The 1,894-nt window shown below is 43.9% G+C and carries 1 protein-coding gene; it reads right to left on the bottom strand.

Going from position 1 to position 1,894, the window contains the following annotated elements; translation table 11 throughout:
* On the bottom strand, positions 1-1,894 hold a 1,894-nt coding region (locus tag BZG01_RS21220), incomplete at both ends, for a cadherin repeat domain-containing protein (RefSeq protein WP_101311834.1).

Consider the following 1,894-nt stretch of genomic DNA (forward strand, 5'->3'; position numbering starts at 1 on the left):
TTGCGCCGCTGGAGGCATTGATCTCAAAAATGGATGCGCCGGTTCCTCCTGTTTCTGTCCAGGATGAGAAAGATGTTCCTGCATCGCCGTCTGTTGCAAGTACTGTTCCTACGGCTCCTGAGTTTGCTATATTTTCCGCAATGCTAAAACTCTGGGAGGCTGTTACAACTGGAGTGTTGTCGTTTATTGCGTTCACATCAACTGTTACTGTTTCTGCTGCTGAAGTGTTAACTCCATCTGAAACTGTGATGCTCAAGCTGTAACTTGTGATTGATTCGTAATCCAGTTCATTCGCATCATTAACTGTAATTTCACCTGTTGATGAGTTCATGGCAAATACACTGTTTGTATTGCCTGCTGTAATTGTCCAACTGCTAAAAACCGAGGCTGTTGCATCTCCGTCGGTGACCAAAACGGTTCCTACTGATGTTGCATTTGAAGCATCTTCATCAATAGTAAATGTTTGTGAAGCTGTCACTATCGGGGCTACATCATTGACATCTGTGATATTGATTGTAATTGTCTCGGATGCTGAAGTGTTTATGCCGTCGGAAACTGTTACGGTGTATGTGTATGAGGTTGTTGTTTCATAATCTATACCTGAGTTATCGGTTACGGTGATTGCGCCGCTGGAGGCATTGATCTCAAAGATGGATGCGCCGGTTCCTCCGGTTTCTGTCCAGGATGAGAAAGATGTTCCTGCATCGCCGTCTGTTGCAAGTACTGTTCCTACGGCTCCTGAGTTTGCAATATTTTCTGCAATGCTAAAACTCTGGGAGGCTGTTACAACTGGAGTGACATCATTTATATCTGTGATATTGATTGTTATCGTCTCTGCTGTTGAAGTGTTGGTTCCGTCGGAAACTGTTACGGTGTATGTGTATGAGGTTGTTGTTTCATAATCTATTCCCGAGTTATCGGTTACAGTGATTGCGCCGCTTGATGCGTTGATCTCAAAGATGGATGCGCCGGTTCCTCCTGTTTCTGTCCAGGATGAGAAAGATGTTCCTGCATCGCCGTCTGTTGCAAGTACTGTTCCTACGGCTCCTGAGTTTGCAATATTTTCTGCAATGCTAAAACTCTGAGAGGCTGTTACAACTGGAGTGTTGTCGTTTATTGCGTTCACATCAACTGTTACTGTTTCTCCTGCTGAAGTGTTAACTCCATCTGAAACTGTGATGCTCAAGCTGTAACTTGTGATTGATTCGTAATCCAGTTCATTCGCATCATTAACTGTAATTTCACCTGTTGATGAGTTGATGGCAAATACACTGTTTGTATTGCCTGCTGTAATTGTCCAGCTGCTAAAAACCGTGGCTGTTGCATCTCCGTCGGTGGCCAAAACGGTTCCTACTGATGTTGTATTTGAAGCATCTTCATCAATAGTAAATGTTTGTGAAGCTGTCACTATCGGAGCTACATCATTGACATCTGTGATATTGATTGTAATTGTCTCGGATGCTGATGTGTTGGTTCCGTCGGAAACTGTTACGGTGTATGTGTATGAGGTTGTTGTTTCATAATCTATTCCCGAGTTATCGGTTACAGTGATTGCGCCGCTGGAGGCATTGATCTCAAAAATGGATGCGCCGGTTCCTCCGGTTTCTGTCCAGGATGAGAAAGATGTTCCTGCATCGCCGTCTGTTGCAAGTACTGTTCCTACGGCTCCTGAGTTTGCAATATTTTCTGCAATGCTAAAACTCTGGGAGGCTGTTACAACTGGAGTGACATCATTTATATCTGTGATATTGATTGTTATCGTTTCTGCGGCTGAAGTGTTGGTTCCGTCGGAAACTGTTACGGTGTATGTGTATGAGGTTGTTGTTTCATAATCTATACCTGAGTTATCGGTTACGGTGATTGCGCCGCTTGATGCGTTGATCTCAAAAATGGA

It is taken from the genome of Labilibaculum manganireducens (assembly GCF_002843385.1).
GTDB lineage: Bacteria > Bacteroidota > Bacteroidia > Bacteroidales > Marinifilaceae > Labilibaculum > Labilibaculum manganireducens.